2 protein-coding genes are annotated in these 1,590 nt (G+C 74.6%); both read right to left on the bottom strand.

The window, feature by feature from the left end; translation table 11 throughout:
- Positions 1–10: 10 nt before the first annotated feature.
- Positions 11–928 (bottom strand): ABC transporter ATP-binding protein, encoded by a 918-nt coding sequence (locus G3I65_RS39915; protein WP_160700680.1) that lies wholly within the window; start codon positions 926–928, stop codon positions 11–13.
- The coding region (locus G3I65_RS39910; RefSeq protein ID WP_160700679.1) for an ABC transporter ATP-binding protein at positions 925–1,590 on the bottom strand (666 nt) is incomplete at its 5' end. The genes G3I65_RS39915 and G3I65_RS39910, both read right to left, overlap by 4 nt.

Raw genomic sequence — 1,590 nt, 5'->3', positions numbered from 1 at the left:
GGAAACGGGTTCACGCGGCGAAGTGGCAGGCCGCCCGGTGCGGCCGGTGCTCGGTGCCCGCGGCCGGGTCGGTGCGGGCGCAGACGGTGCGGTCGGCGTGCACGAGCGGGCCGATCGGGCAGCGCGGGTGGTAGCGGCAGCCGGACGGCGGGTGGTGCGGGTCGGCGGGTTCGATGTCGGCGAGGAGGTCGTCCCCGGCGAGCAGGTTGCCGTGCGTGGACGGCGCGGCGGCCAGCAGTTCCTTGGTGTACGGGTGCCGCGGGTCGGTGAGCACCTGCCCGGCGGGCCCGGCTTCGACGATCCGGCCGAGGTACATCACGGCGACGACGTCGCTGACGTACCGCACCACGGCGAGGTTGTGGGAGATGAACAGCATCGACAGGTTCAGCCGCCGCTGCACGTCCCGGACGAGGTTGAGCACGGCGCCCTGCACCGAGACGTCGAGCGCGGAGGTGATCTCGTCGGCAATCAGGACTTTCGGCTGCCCGGCCAGCGCCCGGGCGAGGGCGACGCGCTGCCGCTGCCCGCCGGACAGCTGACCGGGCAGCATCCCCGCCCGATCGGGGTCCAGGTGCACCAGTTCGAGCAGCCGGGCCACCTCGGCCTTCCGCCCGGGACCGCGCGGCATCGCCTCGGCGATCGACTCGCCGATCGCCATCCGCGGGTCCAGCGACGAATACGGGTCCTGGAACACCATCTGCAGCGGACGGCGCCGGGGCAGCTTCCGCACGTCGGTGCCGTCGAGCCGGACCCGGCCCGCGCTGACCGGCGCGAGCCCGGCCGCCGCCCTGGCCAGGGTCGACTTGCCCGAGCCGGACTCGCCGACCAGGCCGACGACCTGTCCGGAAGGGACGGTCAGGCTGACGCCGTCGACCGCGGTCAGCCTGCCGTACCGGACGCTCACGTCCTCGAACTCCAAGGCACTCACGCGGCACCCTCCTCATGGGACTGTCCGGAAAGGACGCCGACCGGCGGGTGCCAGCAGGCCACCCGGTGCCCGGCCCCGGCCGGTTCGAGCACGGGGTCCTCGGTCCGGCAGCGCTCCGACGCCAGCGGGCAGCGGTCGGCGAACGCGCAGCCGGGCGGCACCTGGTCCGGGGCAGGCGGGCGGCCGGGGATCACTTCGAGGGGCTCGTCGCGGTCGGTGCCGAGGTCCACCGTCGTGGCCAGCAATGCCCGCGTGTACGGGTGCCGGGCCTCGCCGCCGGTCGGCAGGTCCTCCACCACGCGCCCGGCGTACATCACCAGCATCCGGTCGCACGTCTGGGAAACGACGGCGATGTCGTGGCTGATGAGCAGGATCGCCGCGCCCTCGGTCTCGCGCGTGCGGGCGAGCAGGCGCAGCACCTGCCGCTGCACGGTGACGTCGAGCGCGGTGGTCGGCTCGTCGGCGATGACGAGCTTCGGCTCGCCCATCAGGCCCATGCCGATCATCGCGCGCTGCCGCATCCCGCCGGAGAACTCGTGCGGGTACTGCCGCGCCCGCCGCGCCGCGGCCGGGACGCGCACCGCGGTCAGCTTCTCGACCGCGCGGGCGAACGCCTGGCGCCGCGACAGGCCGTGGTGCCGCTCGGACACCTCGGCGAGCTG

The sequence above is a fragment of the Amycolatopsis sp. SID8362 genome, assembly GCF_010550475.1.
GTDB lineage: Bacteria > Actinomycetota > Actinomycetes > Mycobacteriales > Pseudonocardiaceae > Amycolatopsis > Amycolatopsis eburnea.
This window is presented reverse-complemented; position numbering and strand designations above follow the sequence as displayed.